15 protein-coding genes are annotated in these 20,421 nt (G+C 58.3%); 12 read left to right on the top strand and 3 right to left on the bottom strand.

Annotated elements, in window-relative coordinates:
• Positions 1–2 precede the first annotated feature (2 nt).
• From araA to rluA, 5 genes are all read left to right on the top strand, one after another.
• On the top strand, positions 3–1,505 hold the full coding sequence (gene araA, locus MKleb_RS04375; RefSeq protein ID WP_004098541.1) for an L-arabinose isomerase: 1,503 nt from the start codon (positions 3–5) through the stop codon (positions 1,503–1,505).
• Between the two features lie 73 nt (positions 1,506–1,578).
• Complete coding sequence (gene araD / locus MKleb_RS04370; RefSeq protein WP_217076495.1) at positions 1,579–2,274, top strand: L-ribulose-5-phosphate 4-epimerase; 696 nt, start codon at positions 1,579–1,581, stop codon at positions 2,272–2,274.
• A 157-nt stretch (positions 2,275–2,431) separates the two neighbouring features.
• Positions 2,432–4,789 carry a DNA polymerase II gene (gene polB / locus MKleb_RS04365; RefSeq protein WP_108703579.1) on the top strand — a complete coding sequence of 786 codons (2,358 nt, stop codon included), beginning with the start codon at positions 2,432–2,434 and terminating at the stop codon, positions 4,787–4,789.
• A gap of 187 nt (positions 4,790–4,976) precedes the next feature.
• Complete coding sequence (gene rapA / locus MKleb_RS04360; protein WP_025106476.1) at positions 4,977–7,883, top strand: RNA polymerase-associated protein RapA; 2,907 nt, start codon at positions 4,977–4,979, stop codon at positions 7,881–7,883.
• Positions 7,884–7,895: 12 nt separating this feature from the next.
• Positions 7,896–8,555: a bifunctional tRNA pseudouridine(32) synthase/23S rRNA pseudouridine(746) synthase RluA gene (gene rluA / locus MKleb_RS04355; protein WP_004098537.1), complete on the top strand. Its 660-nt coding sequence runs from the start codon at positions 7,896–7,898 to the stop codon at positions 8,553–8,555.
• Between the two features lie 81 nt (positions 8,556–8,636).
• On the opposite strand, the gene citX is transcribed toward rluA, so the two are convergent.
• Together citX and MKleb_RS04345 are read right to left on the bottom strand one after the other, a co-directional pair.
• Positions 8,637–9,176, bottom strand: coding sequence for a citrate lyase holo-[acyl-carrier protein] synthase (gene citX / locus MKleb_RS04350; RefSeq protein WP_025106475.1), 540 nt, complete (start codon positions 9,174–9,176; stop codon positions 8,637–8,639).
• Between the two features lie 168 nt (positions 9,177–9,344).
• The gene (locus MKleb_RS04345) at positions 9,345–10,700 is read right to left on the bottom strand and encodes a 2-hydroxycarboxylate transporter family protein (RefSeq protein WP_025106474.1); all 1,356 of its coding nucleotides are present in this window, start codon (positions 10,698–10,700) and stop codon (positions 9,345–9,347) included.
• A gap of 322 nt (positions 10,701–11,022) precedes the next feature.
• Between MKleb_RS04345 and MKleb_RS04340 the strand changes: the two genes are divergently transcribed.
• The gene (locus MKleb_RS04340) at positions 11,023–12,648 is read left to right on the top strand and encodes an ATP-binding protein (protein WP_014837388.1); all 1,626 of its coding nucleotides are present in this window, start codon (positions 11,023–11,025) and stop codon (positions 12,646–12,648) included.
• Complete coding sequence (locus tag MKleb_RS04335; RefSeq protein ID WP_025106473.1) at positions 12,638–13,336, top strand: response regulator; 699 nt, start codon at positions 12,638–12,640, stop codon at positions 13,334–13,336. Before MKleb_RS04340 ends, MKleb_RS04335 begins: the two co-directional genes overlap by 11 nt.
• Before the next feature lie 30 nt (positions 13,337–13,366).
• Here the strand turns inward: MKleb_RS04335 and djlA are convergent, their stop codons facing one another.
• Complete coding sequence (gene djlA / locus MKleb_RS04330) at positions 13,367–14,194, bottom strand: co-chaperone DjlA (protein WP_004098532.1); 828 nt, start codon at positions 14,192–14,194, stop codon at positions 13,367–13,369.
• A 244-nt stretch (positions 14,195–14,438) separates the two neighbouring features.
• Between djlA and lptD the strand changes: the two genes are divergently transcribed.
• From lptD to apaG, 5 genes are all read left to right on the top strand, one after another.
• Complete coding sequence (gene lptD / locus MKleb_RS04325) at positions 14,439–16,781, top strand: LPS assembly protein LptD (RefSeq protein ID WP_014227893.1); 2,343 nt, start codon at positions 14,439–14,441, stop codon at positions 16,779–16,781.
• A 53-nt stretch (positions 16,782–16,834) separates the two neighbouring features.
• Positions 16,835–18,121: a peptidylprolyl isomerase SurA gene (surA, locus tag MKleb_RS04320; RefSeq protein ID WP_004098530.1), complete on the top strand. Its 1,287-nt coding sequence runs from the start codon at positions 16,835–16,837 to the stop codon at positions 18,119–18,121.
• 121 nt (positions 18,122–18,242) lie between these two features.
• Positions 18,243–19,223: a 4-hydroxythreonine-4-phosphate dehydrogenase PdxA gene (pdxA, locus tag MKleb_RS04315; protein WP_014837386.1), complete on the top strand. Its 981-nt coding sequence runs from the start codon at positions 18,243–18,245 to the stop codon at positions 19,221–19,223.
• Positions 19,220–20,041, top strand: coding sequence for a 16S rRNA (adenine(1518)-N(6)/adenine(1519)-N(6))-dimethyltransferase RsmA (gene rsmA, locus MKleb_RS04310; RefSeq protein WP_004098527.1), 822 nt, complete (start codon positions 19,220–19,222; stop codon positions 20,039–20,041). Before pdxA ends, rsmA begins: the two co-directional genes overlap by 4 nt.
• Positions 20,042–20,043: 2 nt before the next feature.
• Entirely contained in the window at positions 20,044–20,421 is a 378-nt protein-coding gene (gene apaG / locus MKleb_RS04305; protein ID WP_004098526.1) for a Co2+/Mg2+ efflux protein ApaG, read from the top strand.

The following is a 20,421-nucleotide window of genomic DNA, read 5'->3' as shown; positions in this document are numbered from 1 at the left end:
AAATGACGATTTTTAATAACTATGAAGTGTGGTTCGTTATCGGTAGCCAGCATCTGTACGGCCCTGAAGCGCTACGTCAGGTGACAAAGCACGCAGAACATGTGGTGAACAGCCTGAATGCGGAAGCCAAACTGCCGTGCAAACTGGTACTTAAGCCGCTGGGTACCACGCCGGATGAGATCACCCATATCTGCCGCGACGCAAACTACGATGATAAGTGCGCCGGGATGGTGGTGTGGCTGCATACCTTCTCGCCGGCGAAAATGTGGATCAATGGCCTCACGATCCTGAATAAACCGCTGATGCAGTTCCACACCCAGTTCAACGCGGCCCTGCCGTGGGACAGCATCGATATGGACTTTATGAACCTGAACCAGACCGCCCACGGCGGCCGCGAATTTGGCTTCATCGGCGCCCGCATGCGTCAGCAGCACAGCGTGGTGACCGGCCACTGGCAGGATAAAGAAGCCCATCAGCGCATCGGCGCGTGGATGCGCCAGGCGGTCTCTAAACAGGATACCCGCCACCTGAAAGTGTGCCGTTTCGGCGATAACATGCGCGAAGTGGCGGTCACCGACGGGGATAAAGTCGCCGCGCAGATTAAGTTTGGCTTCTCGGTTAACACCTGGGCGGTGGGCGATCTGGTGCAGGTCGTCAATGCGGTCACCGACGGTGAAATCAGCGCCCTGGTGGATGAGTACGAAAGCAGCTATCGCCTGACCCCCGCGGTGCAAATCCACGGCGATAAGCGGCAGAACCTTCTCGATGCCGCGCGCATTGAGCTGGGGATGAAGCGCTTCCTGGAACAGGGCGGCTTCCACGCGTTCACCACCACCTTTGAAGATTTACACGGCCTGAAACAGCTTCCGGGTCTCGCCGTGCAGCGTCTGATGCAGCAGGGCTACGGCTTTGCGGGCGAAGGCGACTGGAAAACCGCCGCTCTGCTTCGCATCATGAAGGTGATGGCAACCGGTCTGCAGGGCGGCACCTCCTTTATGGAGGATTACACCTACCACTTCGAGAAAGGCAACGATCTGGCGCTGGGCTCGCATATGCTGGAAGTCTGCCCGACCATCGCCACCCCTGAAAAACCGATTCTCGACGTGCAGCCGCTGGGCATCGGCGGGAAAGCCGATCCGGCGCGCATCATCTTTAACACCCAGACCGGCCCGGCGATCGTCGCCAGCCTGATCGATCTCGGCGATCGCTATCGTCTGCTGGTGAACACCATTGAAACGGTGAAAACGCCGCACGAACTGCCGAAGCTGCCGGTGGCCAACGCCTTGTGGAAAGCGCATCCGGATCTGCGCACCGCGTCCGAAGCCTGGATCATCGCTGGCGGCGCGCACCACACTGTCTTCAGCCATGCGCTCACCCTCGACGATATGCGCCAGTTTGCTGAGCTGCAGGATATCGAGCTGACCGTGATTGATAACGAAACCCGTCTGCCCTCCTTCAAGGACGCGCTGCGCTGGAACGAAGTGTATTACGGTTCAAAACGCTAAGGGGCCGTCCCCTCACCCTCTCCCTGAGGGTGCGGGTGAGGGGAACTGACTCGCCAGCAATTCGGAGCACAGTATGTTAGAAGATCTTAAACGCCAGGTTCTCGAAGCCAACCTGGCCCTGCCAAAGCACAATCTGGTTACCCTCACCTGGGGCAACGTCAGCGCCGTCGACCGTGAACGGGGCGTGCTGGTGATTAAACCCTCCGGCGTCGACTACAGCGTCATGACCGCCGAGGATATGGTGGTGGTCAGCCTGGAGACCGGCGACGTGGTGGAAGGCAAGAAAAAGCCCTCTTCGGATACGCCAACCCACCGTCTGCTGTATCAGGCATTCCCGACGCTGGGCGGCATTGTTCATACTCATTCGCGTCACGCCACCATCTGGGCGCAGGCCGGACAGTCGATTCCCGCTACCGGCACCACCCACGCCGACTATTTCTACGGCGCGGTCCCCTGTACCCGTTTGATGACCGACGATGAGATCAACGGCGAGTACGAATGGCAAACCGGCGAAGTGATCGTTGAAACCTTCCGTGAAAAAGGCATCGATCCGGCGCAAATGCCCGGCGTGCTGGTGAACTCGCACGGCCCGTTTGCCTGGGGGAAAAACGCCGAAGACGCGGTGCATAACGCTATCGTGCTGGAAGAGATCGCCTATATGGGCATCTTCTGCCGCCAGCTGGCGCCGCAGCTGCCGGAGATGCAGCAAACGCTGCTGGATAAACACTATCTGCGCAAGCACGGCGCGAAAGCCTATTACGGGCAGTAAGGCCGCAGCATTCCCGGCTCGCGCTGCGCTTAGCCGGGCTACAGGCTGGTAGCCCGGCTAAGTCCGGGAAGCAGCGCGCCACACCTGTATAAAACCCCAGCATCATTCGGTGAACCAGGCTATAATCAGGCCTGGTTTTTACTGATGAGAGCACGGCGTGACGCAGCCACGAGCAGGTTTTTTACTCACCCGTCACTGGCGGGATACCCCGCAGGGCACCGAACTGACATTCTGGCTGGCGACCGATGACGGCCCGCTTGAGGTCACCCTGCCGCCGCAGGAATCCGTCGCGTTCATTCCCGAATCGCAGCGCCCGCAGGCTGAACGCCTGCTGCAGGGCGAAAACGGCCATCGCCTTGCTGCGCTCACTCTGCAAGATTTTCATCGCCAGCGGGTGTTTGGTCTCTACTGCCGCGCTCACCGCCAGCTGATGCGGCTGGAAAAAAAGCTGTGCGAAAACGGCGTCACGGTATATGAAGGCGACGTTCGCCCGCCGGAGCGCTATCTGATGGAGCGCTTTATCACCGCCCCGGTGTGGGTTGAAGGCGAGTCGCGCGGTCAGCGGCTGGTCAACGCGCGGATGAAGCCCAATCCCCACTACCGGCCGCCCCTGAAGTGGGTGTCGCTGGACATCGAAACCAGCCGCCACGGCGAGCTCTACTGCATCGGCCTTGAAGGCTGCGGCCAGCGGGTCGTCTATATGTTAGGGCCGGAACCGGCCACCCCGCCTGCCGTCGATTTCGAACTGGAGTACGTCGCCAGCCGCCCGCTGCTGCTGGAAAAGCTTAACGCCTGGTTTGCCGCCCACGACCCGGACGTGCTGATCGGCTGGAACGTGGTGCAGTTTGATTTACGCGTCCTGCAAAAGCACGCCGAGCGCTATCGCATCCCGCTGCTGCTCGGCCGCGGCAACAGCGAACTGGAGTGGCGCGAACACGGTTTTAAGAATGGCGTCTTCTTTGCTCAGGCCAACGGCCGCCTGATTATCGATGGCATCGAGGCGCTGAAATCCGCGTTCTGGAACTTCTCCTCTTTTGCGCTGGAGTCGGTCGCCCGCGAGCTGCTCGGCGAGGGCAAAGCCATTGATAATCCCTGGGATCGGATGGATGAAATCGATCGCCGCTTTCACCAGGATAAACCGGCGCTGGCCACCTATAACCTGCAGGACTGCGAGCTGGTCACGCGCATCTTCCACAAAACCGAGATCATGCCGTTTTTGCTGGAGCGCGCGACGGTCAACGGCCTGCCTGCGGATCGCCACGGCGGTTCGGTAGCCGCCTTTAGCCATCTCTATTTCCCACGCATGCACCGGCTCGGCTACGTCGCGCCGAACCTCGGTGAAGTGCCGCCGCAGGCCAGCCCCGGCGGCTACGTGATGGACTCCCGCCCCGGCCTCTACGACTCGGTGCTGGTGCTGGATTACAAAAGCCTGTACCCGTCGATTATCCGCACCTTTCTGATCGACCCGGTAGGGCTGGTGGAAGGTCTGGCGCAGCCCGATGACGCTCACAGCACCGAAGGCTTTCTCGGCGCGCGCTTCTCGCGAGAAAAACACTGCCTGCCGGGGATCGTCGGGCAAATCTGGCACGGGCGCGACGAGGCCAAGCAGCATAAAAACAAACCGCTGTCGCAGGCGCTGAAAATCATTATGAACGCCTTCTACGGCGTGCTCGGTACCAGCGCCTGCCGCTTTTTCGATCCGCGTCTGGCCTCATCCATCACCATGCGCGGCCACACGATTATGCGCCAGACCAAAGCGCTGATTGAATCCCAGGGCTATGACGTTATCTACGGCGATACCGACTCCACCTTCGTGTGGCTCAAACGGTCCCACAGCGAAGAGGAAGCCAGCAGCATCGGCCGCTCGCTGGTGGCCTTTGTCAACGAATGGTGGGCGGCGGAGCTGAGCAAAGAGGGGCTTGTCAGCACCCTCGAGCTGGAGTTCGAAACCCACTTCTGCCGCTTTCTCATGCCCACCATTCGCGGCGCGGATACCGGCAGTAAAAAGCGCTACGCCGGGATGATTCAGGAAGGCAGCGAGCAGCGCATGGTGTTTAAAGGGCTGGAGACGGTACGCACCGACTGGACGCCGCTGGCCCAGCAGTTTCAGCAGGAGCTTTATCTGCGCATTTTCCGCCATCAGCCCTATCGCGATTACGTGCGCGAAACCATTGATAAGCTGATGAACGGCGAGCTTGACGATCGGCTGGTCTACCGCAAGCGCCTGCGCCGTCCGCTGGCGGAGTATCAGCGCAACGTGCCGCCGCACGTGCGCGCGGCCAGGCTCGCTGATGAGCAAAACGTCAGGCTGGGCAGGCCGCAGCAGTATCAGCAGCGCGGCAGCATTAAATACGTCTGGACCACCGGCGGGCCGGAGCCGGTGGATTATCAGCAATCACCGCTGGATTATGAACACTATCTTTCTAAGCAATTAGAGCCTGTCGCCGAAGGAATACTTCCCTTTGTCGACGACGATTTTGCTACAATAGTGACGGGGCAGCTGGGGCTATTTTGATTTTTTCTCACTCATTCCGCTGGCGAAAAAGCCGCAAAATGAAGGGTGAGGAGGACGTGACGAACGTTCCGCCATCCAGTAATATAGCGCCCTTTCCATTCCTGGACCCAATTTTGACGTATCTCCGATTCTCCATGGAGATGCTCAACTATTGCCTGCAATCAAAGAACTAAAGAGCCGAACATATATGCCTTTTACACTTGGTCAACGCTGGATTAGCGACACAGAGAGCGAACTGGGATTAGGGACGGTCGTTGCGCTGGACGCGCGCATGGTGACCCTGCTTTTCCCCGCCATCGGCGAAAACCGTCTGTACGCACGCAACGACTCCCCAATCACCCGCGTGATGTTTAACCCGGGCGATACCATCACCAGCCACGAAGGCTGGCAACTCCAGGTTGACGAAGTTAATGAAGAGAACGGTCTGCTGGCCTACACCGGCACCCGCCTCGATACCCAGGAAGCCAACGTTACCCTGCGTGAAGTGCTCCTCGACAGCAAGCTGGTCTTCAGCAAACCGCAGGACCGTCTGTTCGCCGGACAGATCGACCGTATGGATCGTTTCGCCCTGCGCTATCGCGCGCGTAAATTCCAGAGCGAACAGTACCGCATGCCGTGGAGCGGCCTGCGCGGCCAGCGCACCAGCCTGATCCCGCATCAGCTGAATATCGCCCACGACGTTGGCCGCCGCCACGCGCCGCGCGTCCTGCTGGCGGATGAAGTAGGTTTAGGTAAAACCATTGAAGCCGGGATGATCCTGCATCAGCAGCTGCTCTCCGGCGCCGCGGAACGCGTCCTGATCGTCGTCCCGGAAACCCTGCAGCACCAGTGGCTGGTGGAAATGCTGCGCCGCTTTAACCTGCGCTTCTCGCTGTTTGACGATGAGCGTTATGCCGAAGCGCAGCACGACGCGATTAACCCGTTCGAAACCGAACAGCTGGTGATCTGTTCGCTGGATTTCGTGCGCCGCAGCAAGCAGCGCCTGGAACACCTGTGCGAAGCCGAATGGGATCTGATGGTCGTTGATGAAGCGCACCACCTGGTCTGGAGCGAAGACGCCCCGAGCCGGGAATATCAGGCGATTGAACAGCTGGCCGAATGCGTGCCGGGCATTCTGCTGCTCACCGCGACGCCGGAGCAGCTGGGAATGGAGAGCCACTTCGCCCGCCTGCGCCTGCTCGACCCCAACCGTTTCCACGACTTCGCCCAGTTTGTTGAAGAGCAGCAGAACTACCGTCCGGTTGCCGACGCGGTCGCCCTGCTGCTGGCCGGTAATAAGCTGAGCGACGCCGATCTGAACGCGCTGAGCGATCTGATCGGCGAACAGGATATTGAACCATTATTGCAGGCCGCCAACAGCGATCGCGATGATGCCCAGGCCGCTCGTCAGGAGCTGGTGTCGATGCTGATGGACCGCCACGGCACCAGCCGCGTGCTGTTCCGCAACACCCGTAACGGTGTCAAAGGTTTCCCGAAACGCGAGCTGCATACGATTCGTCTGCCGCTGCCGACCCAGTACCAGACGGCCATTAAAGTTTCCGGCATTATGGGCGCCCGCAAAACCGCCGAAGAGCGCGCCCGCGACATGCTCTATCCGGAGCAGATTTATCAGGAATTTGAAGGCGATACCGGCACCTGGTGGAACTTCGATCCGCGCGTTGAATGGCTGATGGGCCATCTCACCAGCCACCGCTCGCAGAAAGTACTGGTCATCTGCGCCAAAGCGGCCACCGCGCTGCAGCTGGAGCAGGTCCTGCGCGAGCGCGAAGGCATTCGCGCCGCGGTGTTCCACGAAGGGATGTCGATTATCGAACGCGACCGCGCCGCCGCCTGGTTCGCCGAGGAAGATACCGGCGCTCAGGTGCTGCTGTGTTCTGAGATCGGCTCCGAAGGCCGTAACTTCCAGTTCGCCAGCAATCTGGTGATGTTCGACCTGCCGTTCAACCCGGATCTGCTGGAGCAGCGTATCGGCCGTCTTGACCGTATCGGCCAGGCTCACGATATTCAGATCCACGTTCCCTATCTGGAAAGAACCGCCCAGTCGGTGCTGGTGCGCTGGTATCACGAAGGCCTGGACGCGTTCGAGCACACCTGCCCGACCGGCCGAACCGTCTACGACAGCGTGCATAACGAACTGATCAACTATCTTGCCACGCCGGAAAATACCGACGGCTTTGACGACCTGATCAAAGCCTGCCGCCAGCAGCATGAAGCGCTGAAAGCGCAGCTGGAACAGGGCCGCGACCGTCTGCTGGAGATCCACTCCAACGGCGGAGAAAAAGCCCAGCAGCTTGCGGAAAGCATTGAAGAACAGGATGACGACACCAGCCTGATCGCCTTCTCCATGAACCTGTTTGATATCGTCGGCATCAACCAGGACGATCGCGGTGAGAATCTGATTGTCCTGACCCCCTCCGACCATATGCTGGTCCCGGATTTCCCGGGCCTGCCGGAAGATGGCTGCACCATTACCTTTGAGCGTGACGTCGCCCTGTCCCGCGAAGACGCGCAGTTCATCACCTGGGAGCATCCGCTGATTATCAACGGTCTGGATCTGATCCTCTCCGGCGATACCGGCAGCAGCACCATTTCGCTGCTGAAGAATAAAGCGCTGCCGGTAGGTACTCTGCTGCTGGAGCTGATTTACGTCGTTGAAGCGCAGGCGCCGAAGCATCTGCAGCTCAACCGCTTCCTGCCGCCGACGCCGGTGCGCATGCTGCTCGACAAAAACGGCAACAACCTCGCCGGTCAGGTGGAGTTCGAAAGCTTCAACCGTCAGCTGAGCGCGGTTAACCGCCACACCGGCAGCAAGCTGGTCAACGCCGTCCAGCAGGACGTCCACGCGATTTTACAGCAGGGCGAAGGCCAGGTAGCCAAAGCGGCCCAGGCGCTGATCGACGCCGCGCGTAAAGAAGCCGACGATAAGCTGACGGCCGAGCTGTCGCGCCTTGAAGCGCTGCGCGCCGTGAACCCGAACATCCGCGATGATGAACTGGCGGCTATCGAGAGCAACCGTCAGCAGGTTATGGACGCGCTGGCGCAGGCGGGCTGGCGCCTGGATGCGCTGCGCTTAATCGTGGTCACCCACCAGTAACGGAACGCGAATATGGCGATGGAAAACTACAATCCGCCGCAGGATCCCTGGCTGGTTATCCTCTACCAGGATGAGCACATTATGGTGGTCAACAAGCCAAGCGGCCTGTTGTCCGTGCCGGGCCGGCTTGCCGAGCACAAAGACAGCGTGATGGCGCGCGTTCAGCGCGACTTCCCGCAGGCCGAGTCGGTGCACCGGCTGGATATGGCGACCAGCGGCGTGATTGTGGTGGCCCTGACCAAAGCGGCAGAGCGCGAGCTAAAGCGGCAGTTCCGCGAACGGGAGCCGAAAAAGCAGTACGTCGCCCGCGTCTGGGGGCATCCGGAGAAAACCGAGGGTCTGGTGGATTTACCGCTGATTTGCGACTGGCCGAACCGGCCAAAGCAGAAGGTGTGTTACGAAACCGGCAAAGCGGCGCAAACCGAGTATGAAGTGCTGGAGTTGGCGGCGGACAACACCGCCCGCGTGCGCCTGAAGCCGATTACCGGGCGTTCGCATCAGCTGCGCGTGCATATGCTGGCGCTGGGCCATCCGATTCTTGGCGACCGCTTTTATGCGTCGCCGGAAGCGCTGGCCATGGCGCCGCGTCTGCTGCTGCACGCCGAAACGCTGACCATCACCCACCCCGCTTTCGGTAATACGATGACGTTTCGCGCGCCGATCGACTTCTGACCGTACCTCTCTGTCCCGGGTCGTGCCGCCAGCGGCTCACCCGGGCTACTCCTCGCTCATCAATGCCGCGGAAAACGGACGTCAGTCGCGGGCAAACCACGCATCAATCATCTGCTCAACGCGGGCCACAACCTGCCCGGAGTCATGACGGCGGCTGCGCGCGCAGGCGTGCGCAGGCTCGTCGCACAGCAGGCAGCGGCGCTGGTTCTCCCCCATTGACTGACGGCCAACCAGGCCATTTTTCGGGCAAATGACGTCAATATCCCACAGGCGGCCCAGCGGATGGGTATGCTCAAGATCGGTACAGAAGGCTTTGATTTCACTGGCGGCGTGATCGACGCACCACAGCGCTTCCGGCCCGGTCGGCAGCCACAGCACCTGGCGATCCAGCGTCTGCCAGCGGTGTTTCCACAGCATCTGATCGCAGGCCTGCAGCGCCACCCCCATCATATTACGGTAGCGAATGCTGTCTTTCACCGCGCCCGGCGTCACCAGGGTCAGCGAAATCACCGGCCGCTGATAATGGGCTAACCAGTCGGCCTGGCGCGCGGCGCGCTGCTCTTTCGCCGCCAGCAGCGCTTCCATGCTTACGCCCTCACGGGCGAGAGTATCCACTGACATTTGTTTCTCTCCTCACTTAATAAAAGGCAGCGGACAGGCTGCCGTCGCAGTCGCGAATAATGGCGCTGATTGTATCGCTAAACGATCCCTGTTTTGGAGACGGGGCGCAGATATTTTCTGCGCCATTTAGCATGAAAAAGCAGACTTAGCGGTTATAAAAAAGTTAAATCAGGCCAGAAAGTGACTGAGGAACAGCAGACCCAGCGAAACATTAATCGCGCCGCCGATCCGGGTTGCGATCTGCGCGAACGGCATCAGGTTCATGCGGTTGCCGGAGGTCAGAATCGCCACGTCGCCGGTACCGCCCTGACCGCTCTGGCAGCAGGAGACAATCGCCACGTCAATCGGGTACATGCCAATCTTTTTGCCGACCAGGAAACCGGTCGCCACCAGCGCCGTTACGGTGCTGATAATCACCAGCAAATTGGTCACGGTAAAGGCGTTGACCAGCTCCTGCCACGGAGTGATCGCCACGCCGACGGCAAACAGAATCGGATAGGTGACCGCCGTACGGAAGAACTTATACACCATCTGCGACCCCTCCTGCAGGCGCGGAGAGACGCCGTTCACCAGCTTCAGCAGCACCGCGAGGAACAGCATGCCCACCGGCGCGGGCAGGCCGATGGTCTTCTGCCCCAGCATACCCAGCATATAGAGCAGCACCGCCAGCAGCGCGCCGGAGGCCAGCGTTGTCACGTCCATTTTGCCCTCGACGGGCGTTTCGCGATGCGTCTCGTTGCGGCGGTTCGGCATCAGCTGCCCCTCCCCGGTCAAATGCGGGAAACGCTTGCCCAGCTGGTTCAAACAGCCGGAGATAACGATCGCCGTCAGGCTGCCCAGCATCACCATCGGCAGCACGCGCCCAAGCGCCACGCCCTGATCCATATGCATCAGCGCGGCGTAGCCAATCGACAGCGGGATCGCCCCCTCGCCTACGCCACCGGCCATGATCGGCAGGACGATAAAGAAGAACACCTGAAACGGCTCCAGCCCCAGCGCGGTACCGACGCCGACGCCGACCACCATGCCGACGATTTCGCCGCACAGCATCGGGAAGAAAATCCGCAGAAAGCCCTGAATCAGCGTGGTGCGGTTCATGCTCATAATGCTGCCGACGATAATGCAGCAGATATAAAGATAAAGAATGTTGGTCGACTTATAGAATTTAGTGGTCGATTCCACCACCACCTCCGGCAGCAGGCCGTAATGCACCAGCGCAGAAGGGATGAAGGTCGCGCAGATGGCCGCCGCGCCGAGCTTGCCGAGTACCGGCAGCCGTTTACCGAATTCGCCGCAGGCAAAACCGAAAAAGGCCAGCGTCGCTACCATCACGACGATATCGCTCGGCAGCTTGCCGCCCAGGCAGTCCAGCGCGATCAGGCCGCCGGCCAGCAAAAAGAGCGGCAGCGGGATAATACCGACTTTCCAGTTATCGAGGATATGCCACCAGCGCTGCTTAAGCGCGGGTTTCGGCGTATTAATAGGGTCGATGGTTGCAGAGAATGCATTGTCTGTGGTGCTCATAATTAAGCCCTCTGGTTATTATTACTTTTCAGGTTAGAGGGCCACGCGCGGAGTTAATGTGAGGATCGGCAGATTAAAAAAGAAGTTTTAATGGTCACTATGGTTTTTATGGTTTCTATTATTATTGTGAAACCGCTCTGATTTATTGCCGTGGTTTTTAAGGTTTTTAAATCCAGCGCCTGATTAACCTTGATAAATTCCCCGCCAGCGGATAATTCTGGTTCCCGGACGCTCTTGTGACGTTCACCGGTTTCCCTCAGCCACGATGCCGGCAGCGAAAAAATGATACGCTGCCGTATCCCTGATACTGTGCATTATACTTATGAAGGTTTCATTTCAGTTTAAGCTGTTCATTTCGCTGGTCGCTTTTTTCTCAGTGCTGTTTGCGCTGCTGGGCGTGTATTACTATTTCGACGCCAGCCATCAGCTTTATCAGGAAATGAGCGCCCGCGCGAAAATACAGGCAGAAGAAATCGCGCTGATGCCGGATTTACGTCAGCAGGTGGCGCGTGAAGACGCGCTGGCGATAAAGCCTTTTATGCAAAATATCGCCGCCCACAGCGACGCCAGTTTTATCGTCATTGGCGATAAGCGGGGCGTGCATCTGTTTCACTCTGTCCATCCGGAGTGGGTCGGCACGCGGCTGGTTGGCGGCGATAACCAGCCGGTACTTGAGGGGAAAAGCACGACCACCATCCGCAAAGGAGGACTCGGTATTTCCCTGCGCAGCAAAGCGCCCATTTTCGATGACGCGGGTCGGGTCGTTGGCATTGTCTCCGTCGGCTACCTCACCAGCTATCTCGACAGCATCACGCTGGCAAAAGTCATCAATATTTTCATCGCCGCGGTGCTGCTGCTTATCGCGCTGTTTATCTTCTCCTGGTACTTCACCCGCAGCATTAAAAAACAAATTTTCTCGCTGGAGCCGCGCGAAATCGGCCTGCTGGTACGTCAGCAAAAAGCGATGATGGAGTCGATATACGAAGGGGTGATTGTGATTGACCATCACCGGCGTATTGAAGTGATAAACCACGCCGCCCGCAGCCTGCTCGGACTGAGCCAGCCCGCGCACCAGCTGCGCGGTAAGTCTATCGATAGCGTCATTACGCCGCAGCCGTTTTTCGCCGGCGGAGAGATGTTCGAAAGCGATACCCACGACGAGCTGTGCCGTTTTAATCAGCTGACGGTACTCGCCAGCCGGGTGCGAATCATGCTGGAGAATGCGCTACAGGGCTGGGTGATCACCTTCCGCGACCGCGATGAGATCAACTCCCTGAGCGCCCAGCTCAGCCAGGTAAAACGCTACGTTGATAATCTGCGCATCATGCGCCATGAACAGCTCAACCGGATGACGACCCTCTCCGGCCTGCTGCATATGGGCCACTATGACGAGGCGATTCGCTATATTCAGGCGCAGTCGGAGCATGCCCAGGAGCTGCTGGACTTTATTTCATCGCACTTTAATTCGCCGACGCTGTGCGGCCTGCTGCTGGGTAAAGCCGCCCGCGCGCGGGAAAAAGGGGTTGAGCTGAGCTTTGACCCGGCCTGCCGCATCGACCGCCCGCTGCCGTCGTTGATGGAGTCCGAGCTTATCTCTATCATCGGTAATCTGCTGGATAACGCCATTGAAGCCACCCAGCGCGCTGAACTACCACACGAACCGGTCGAGATCCTGATTCAGCTCAACGCCCGGGAATTAATGATTGAAGTCGCCGATCGCGGCGTTGGTATTCGCCCGGAGATCCGCGAGCATATATTTGAGCGCGGCGTCACCACCAAAACCCGCGGCGATCACGGTATTGGACTGTATCTTATTGAGCGCTATGTCACCCAGGCTGGCGGCACGATTGAAGTGGCCGACAACGCGCCGCGCGGGGCGATTTTCACGCTGTTTATTCCCGCCAGCGGGCCAGCCCATCCGCAAGAAGAGACGCACTATGCATCATGACCTGGTCGATGTCCTGATCGTTGAAGATGAAAGCGAACTGGCGCGGCTGCACGCCGAGCTTATCCAGAAACACCCGCGCATGCGGCTGACCGGCACGGCGGCCTCTCTCGCCCAGGCGCGGCAGATACTCAACGCCAGACCGCCGCAGCTGGTGCTGCTGGATAACTACCTGCCGGACGGCAAAGGGGTCACCCTGATGAACGACCCTATTATGGCCCATGCTAACTGCTCGGTGATCTTTATCACCGCCGCCAGCGATATGGAAACCTGTAGCCAGGCAATCCGCAACGGCGCCTTCGACTACATTCTTAAGCCGGTATCATGGAAGCGCCTGAGCCAGTCCCTTGAACGGTTCGTGCAGTTCTACGATCAGCAGCGCGAATGGAAGATCGTCGACCAGCAGAACGTGGATTCGCTGTATCAGCTGCAGGCTAAAAACTACCGAGCCGATAGCGGCAGTAAAGGCATTGAAGAAAAAACGCTGGCGCTGGTGCAGAGCCTGTTTACCGGCGAAGAAGAGCGCTGCTTTTCGGTTGATGACGTGGTGAGCGAGGCTGGCTTAAGCAAAACCACGGCCCGTCGCTATCTGGAGCACTGCGTGGAAATCGGCTTTCTGGAGGTGGAAATGCTGTACGGCAAGATTGGCCATCCGCGGCGTATGTACCGCCGCGCCGCCGGCGCATCGTGACGCCTCTCCCGCCCGGGAGAGGCCGGTCGTTTAGAAGCCGCGCTGCTCTTTAATCAGCTCCCAGGCTTTCTGGATCTCCTGCGCTTTCTGCTTAGCCATCTCCATCATTTCCGGCGGTAGCCCTTTCGCCACCAGCTTATCCGGATGGTGCTCGCTCATCAGCTTACGATAGGCGCGCTTGACGGTGGCGGCATCGTCGGTCGGTTTGACGCCCAGCACATTGCAGGCATCTTCAAGGGTTGGCCCGCGCTGCGCCTGCTGCCAGCCGGCGCTGCCGCCGCGCTGGCCGTAAGATTGCTGCTGCGAACCGCCGCCAAACTGCGCCCCGCCCTGCATCATGCGCAGGAACTGTTCGAACTGAGCGCGGGAGATGCCCAGCTCGTCGGCAATCACAAACAGCACGTCACGTTCGTTGGGATGCAGTTCGCCGTCGGCGAAAGCCGCCTGCAGCTGAATTTCCAGAAACATCCGAATTAAATCAAAACGCCCAAAGCAGACGCTGCGCAGCTGGCGCATTTTCTCCCGCAGCGGGTAATCATCTGATTTCCCTACGCGAAACGCGTGCTGGGCCGCGGTACGCGCTTCGCCGTGCAGGTTCATGCGATCCATCAGCAAATTGGCGACCTGAATATCGGCTTCGGTAACGCGCCCTTTCGATTTGGTCAGATGCCCCATCACTTCAAACGTCGTCGAGAAAAACAGCGACTGGCGCTCCTGCTGATTGGCAAAGACGTTCAGCCGGCGGCTGCGCGCGCGGTCAAACATATGCCCGATTAAGAAGCCCAGCACCACGCCCCAAAAGCCGCCGCCCATCATCAACGCAACCGCAACGCCAATTATTTTACCCAAATACTGCATAGACTCCCCAATCTCTCTGCCGCCAGTTAAGCTATATCTGACCGCACGTTACAAAGCGTTTACGCCTCGGTCAATTGTGGGACATAGCCTATAATTTGCTTTATCATACTCGTCATTCTACACGGTGCCTAACGCTCGGGCTCGAAACGGGCAGGATTAACACTAGCGCGATTTAGACGAGTACGTTAGGCTCTGACCGTTTGCAAGCCGCTGCCACACGATGACGGAACAACAAATACAACGTATGAAAAAACGTATTCCCAGCCTCCTGGCCACCATGATTGCCAGCGCCTTGTATAGCCAACAGGGCCTCGCTGCCGATCTCGCCACGCAGTGTATGCTTGGCGTACCAAGCTACAATCGTCCTTTGGTTGAAGGGAAACCCAACGACCTGCCGGTGACGATCGATGCCGATCATGCGAAAGGCAACTATCCTGATAACGCCGTATTTACCGGCAACGTTGATATCAATCAGGGGAACAGCCGACTGCAGGCCGATGAAGTGCAGCTTCACCAGCAGCAGGCCGCGGGCCAGCCGCAGCCGGTGCGCACGGTCGACGCCCTCGGCAACGTTCACTATGATGACAATCAGGTGATCCTCAAAGGGCCGAAAGCCTGGTCGAATCTGAACACCAAAGATACCAACGTCTGGCAGGGCGATTACCAAATGGTTGGCCGTCAGGGGCGCGGTACCGCTGACCTGATGAAACAGCGCGGTGAAAACCGCTATACCATCTTAGAAAACGGCAGCTTCACCTCCTGTCTGCCGGGCTCTGACACCTGGAGCGTGGTCGGCAGTGAAGTCATCCACGACCGCGAAGAACAGGTCGCTGAGATCTGGAACGCCCGCTTCAAGCTCGGTTCCGTACCGATTTTTTATAGTCCCTACCTGCAGCTGCCGGTGGGCGACAAGCGTCGTTCGGGCTTCCTGATCCCCAACGCCAAATACAGCACCAAAAACGGCGTCGAGTTCTATCTTCCTTACTACTGGAACATCGCCCCGAACTTCGACGCCACGCTGACGCCGCACTATATGAGCAAGCGCGGCGGCGTCATGTGGGAGAACGAATTCCGCTATCTGACCAAAGCAGGAACCGGCCTAATCGAGTTCGACTACCTGCCTTCGGATAAAATTTACCAGGACGATCACTCCGGCGACAGCAATAGCCGCCGCTGGCTGTTCTACTGGAACCATTCTGGCGTCGTAGACCAGGTGTGGCGCTTCAACGCCGACTACACCAAAGTCAGCGACCCGGACTACTTTAACGACTTCAGCTCTAAATACGGTTCCAGTACCGATGGCTACGCGACGCAGAAGCTCAGCGCTGGCTACGCGAATCAGAACTTTGACGCCACCGTATCGACCAAGCAGTTCCAGGTCTTTAACCGCGACTCAAGCAACGCCTATTCCGCCGAGCCGCAGCTGGACGTGAACTACTACCAGAACGATGTCGGCCCGTTTGATACCCATCTTTATGGCCAGGCGGTACATTTTGTTAACTCGAACAGCAGAATGCCGGAAGCAACGCGCGTTCACTTCGAGCCAACCATCAATCTGCCGCTGTCGAACGGCTGGGGAAGCATCAATACTGAGGCAAAACTGCTGGCAACCCATTACCAGCAAAGCAACCTTGATGACTACAACGCGGCCAACGGTACCGATTACAAAGACTCCGTTAACCGCGTCATGCCGCAGTTTAAAGTCGATGGTAAAATGGTTTTCGAGCGCGATATGCAGGAGAACTATACCCAGACGCTTGAGCCGCGGATGCAGTATCTGTATATCCCCTATCGTGACCAGAGCAAGATCGGCAGCTACGACTCAACCCTGCTGCAGTCGGACTACAGCGGCCTGTTCCGCGACCGTACCTATAGCGGCCTCGACCGTATCGCTTCCGCCAACCAGGTCTCCACCGGCGTCACATCTCGCGTTTATGATGCCGCCGCCGTTGAACGTTTTAATATTTCCGTTGGTCAAATCTACTATTTCACCGAGGCACGTACCGGTGACGACAACATCAACTGGGAGAACAACGACACGCGAGGTTCACTGGTATGGGCTGGCGATACCTACTGGCGCATCGCCGATGACTGGGGTTTACGCGGGGGAATTCAGTACGATACGCGTCTGGATAACGTCGCAACCGGCAGCGGAACCGTGGAATATCGTCGCGACGAAAACCGTTTAGTACAACTTAACTATCGTTATGCGAGCCCGGAATACATTCAGGCGACCCTGCCGTCTTATTCCACCGCTAAGCAGTACAAAGATGGTATCTCGCAGGTGGGGATGACCGCCAGCTGGCCAATCGTCGATCGTTGGGCAGTCGTCGGCGCTTATTACTACGACACGAATACCAGAAAGTCAGCGAACCAGATGTTAGGGGTTCAGTATAGCTCCTGCTGCTACGCTATCCGCGTCGGCTATGAACGTAAGATCAACGGCTGGGATAACAGCAGCAGCGAAAGCAAATACGACAACACCTTCGGCTTTAACATTGAGCTGCGCGGCCTGAGCTCCAACTACGGTCTCGGCACCCAGCAGATGCTGCGTTCGAACATTTTACCGTACCAGAGCTCCCTGTGATGTGGCTGGTTTACACGTAATCCGCAATTGCGGTTAATTGAAATGGAAAAAGTATGAAGAACTGGAAAACGCTGCTTCTCGGTATCGCCATGATCGCGAATACCAGTTTCGCTGCCCCACAGGTTGTCGATAAAGTAGCGGCTGTCGTCAATAATGGCGTTGTTCTTGAAAGCGACGTCGATGGCTTGATGCAATCGGTAAAACTGAACGCCGGCCAGGCCGGGCAGCAGCTGCCGGATGACGCCACCCTGCGTCATCAGATCCTTGAGCGTCTGATCATGGACCAGATTGTCCTGCAGATGGGCCAGAAAATGGGCGTGAAGATCTCTGACGATCAGCTCGACCAGGCCATCGCCAACATCGCCAAACAAAACAACATGACCATGGATCAGATGCGCAGCCGTCTGGCCTATGACGGTATTAACTACAGCACCTACCGTAATCAGATTCGTAAAGAGATGCTGATTTCGGAAGTACGTAACAACGAAGTCCGTCGTCGTATCACCGTTCTGCCGCAGGAAGTTGAAACCCTGGCCAAACAGATTGGCGATCAGAACGACGCCAGCACCGAGCTGAATCTCAGCCACATTCTGATCCCGCTGCCGGAAAACCCAACGTCCGAGCAGGTGGCAGAGGCTCAGGATCAGGCCAATTCAGTGGTTCAGCAGGCGCGCAGCGGCGCGGACTTTGGCAAACTGGCTATCACCTACTCTGCCGACCAGCAGGCGCTGAAAGGCGGCCAGATGGGCTGGGGCCGGATTCAGGAACTGCCGGGCATCTTCGCCCAGGCGCTGAGCACCGCGAAAAAAGGCGATATCGTCGGCCCGATACGTTCCGGCGTGGGCTTCCATATCCTGAAAATTAACGATATGCGCGGCGGCAGCCAGAACATCTCCGTGACCGAAGTTCACGCTCGCCATATCCTGCTGAAACCGTCGCCGATCATGAACGACGATCAGGCTCGGGCGAAGCTGGAGCAGATCGCGGCTGATATTAAGAGTGGAAAAACCACCTTTGCCAAAGCGGCAAAAGAGTTCTCTGAAGATCCGGGCTCTGCCAACCAGGGCGGTGATTTAGGCTGGGCGACGCCGGATATCTTCGATCCGGCCTTCCGCGACGCCATTCTGCGCCTCAATAAAGGCCAGACCAGCGCTCCGGTTCACTCCTCCTTCGGCTGGCACCTGATTGAGCTGCTGGATACCCGCAACGTCGACAGAACCGACGCCGCGCAGAAAGATCGCGCTTACCGCATGCTGATGAACCGTAAGTTCTCTGAAGAAGCGGCGACCTGGATGCAGGAACAGCGCGCCAGCGCCTACGTGAAGGTTCTGAGCAACTAATTGCATTAGCCTCATACACAACATCGCTCAGGGTGTATCGAGGCGGCTGAGCAAATCGCCCCGGTCTCTGACGGGGGCGACGAAGCGCAGCCAGTAAGAGACCGCCTGAAGGATGACGTGTATGAATCGAGTTGTTATCACTCCCGGTGAACCCGCCGGGATTGGCCCCGACCTCGTTGTGCAGCTTGCGCAGCGCGACTGGCCGGTAGAGCTGGTGATCTGCGCCGATGGCGCTCTGCTGTCTGACCGGGCGAACCTGCTCGGTCTTCCTTTATCGCTTCTGCCTTACAACCCCACCGCTCCCGCTACGCCGCAGCGTGCAGGCACCCTGACCCTTCTCCCCGTCGCGCTCAACGCGCCGGTTGAACCGGGCGTGCTCAACGTCAGCAACGGCAGCTACGTGGTGGAAACGCTGGCCCGCGCCTGCGATGGCTGTCTGAACGGCGAATTCGCGGCGCTGATTACCGGGCCGGTGCACAAGGGCATTATTAACGATGCGGGGATCGCCTTTACCGGTCATACCGAATTCTTTGAAGAGCGCTCGCAGGCCAGTAAAGTGGTGATGATGCTGGCGACCGAAGCGCTGCGCGTGGCGCTGGTGACCACTCACCTGCCGCTAAAAGCGATAAGCGATGCGATTACCCCAGAGCTGCTGCGGGAAATCATCACTATCCTGGATCACGATCTGCGCACCAAATTTGGTATCAGCAACCCGCACGTGCTGGTTTGCGGCCTGAACCCGCACGCGGGCGAAGGCGGCCATATGGGGACGGAAGAGATCGATACCATCATTCCGGTGCTCGAAGAGATGCGCGCGAAGGGGATGAATCTCAGCGGCCCGCTGCCGGCGGATACCCTGTTTCAGCCGAAATACCTCGACCATGCCGATGCGGTACTCGCGATGTATCACGATCAGGGCCTGCCCGTGCTAAAATACCAGGGCTTTGGCCGCGGCGTGAACATTACGCTCGGTTTACCATTTATTCGCACTTCCGTTGACCACGGCACCGCGCTTGAACTTGCGGGCCAGGGGAAAGCGGAAGTCGGCAGTTTTATCACGGCGCTTAATCTCGCCATTAAAATGATTGTTAATACTCAATGAATAATCGAGTCCATCAGGGCCACTTAGCCCGTAAACGCTTCGGGCAAAACTTTCTCAACGATCAGTTTGTGATCGACAGCATTGTCTCGGCCATCAATCCACAAAAAGGCCAGGCGATTGTTGAAATCGGCCCCGGCCTCGCCGCGCTGACCGAACCGGTCGGTGAACGCCTCGACCAGCTCACCGTTATCGAGCTGGACCGCGACCTGGCCGCTCGTCTGCAGACGCATCCGTTCCTCGGACCTAAGCTGACGATTTATCAGCAGGACGCGATGACCATGAACTTCGGCGAGCTGTCGCAGAGCATGGGCCAGCCGCTGCGCGTATTCGGCAACCTGCCGTACAACATCTCGACCCCGCTGATGTTCCATCTGTTCAGCTATACTGATGCCATTGCCGATATGCACTTTATGCTGCAAAAAGAGGTCGTCAATCGCCTGGTTGCCGGGCCGAACAGTAAGGCGTATGGTCGGTTAAGCGTAATGGCGCAGTACTACTGCCAGATCATTCCAGTGCTTGAAGTTCCGCCGAGCGCCTTTACGCCGCCGCCTAAAGTCGATTCCGCCGTGGTGCGTCTGGTGCCTTACCGCACGCTGCCGCATCCGGTGAAAGAAGTGCGCGTACTGAGCCGTATCACGACGGAAGCCTTTAACCAGCGTCGGAAAACGATCCGCAACAGTCTCGGCAACCTGTTCAGCGTTGAGGTTCTGACCGAACTGGGCATCGATCCGGCGAAGCGCGCAGAGAATATTTCCGTAGCGCAGTACTGTCAGCTAGCTAACTGGTTATCTGAGAACGCGCCCACCAAGGAGAGCTAACCATGATTAATTCGCCCCGAGTTTGTGTACAGGTGCAAAGCGTCTACATCGAATCGCAATCTTCTCCGCAAGAAGAGCGCTACGTCTTCGCTTATACCGTGACCATTCGCAATCTGGGGCGGACGCAGGTTCAGCTTCTTGGCCGCTACTGGCTTATCACCAACGGCCACGGTCGTGAGACCGAAGTCCAGGGTGAAGGCGTGGTCGGCGAGCAGCCGCATATTCCGGCCGGCGGCGAATATCAATATACCAGCGGCGCGGTCATTGAAACGCCGCTGGGCACCATGCAGGGACATTATGCGATGATCGATGTGAACGGCGCGCCGTTCACCATCGAAATCCCTGTTTTCCGTCTCGCAGTACCCACTCTCATCCATTAA

The organism is Klebsiella sp. PL-2018, assembly GCF_019048985.1.
GTDB lineage: Bacteria > Pseudomonadota > Gammaproteobacteria > Enterobacterales > Enterobacteriaceae > Klebsiella > Klebsiella michiganensis.
Note: the sequence above shows the minus strand (reverse complement) of the source record. Positions and strands in the feature narration are given on the sequence as shown.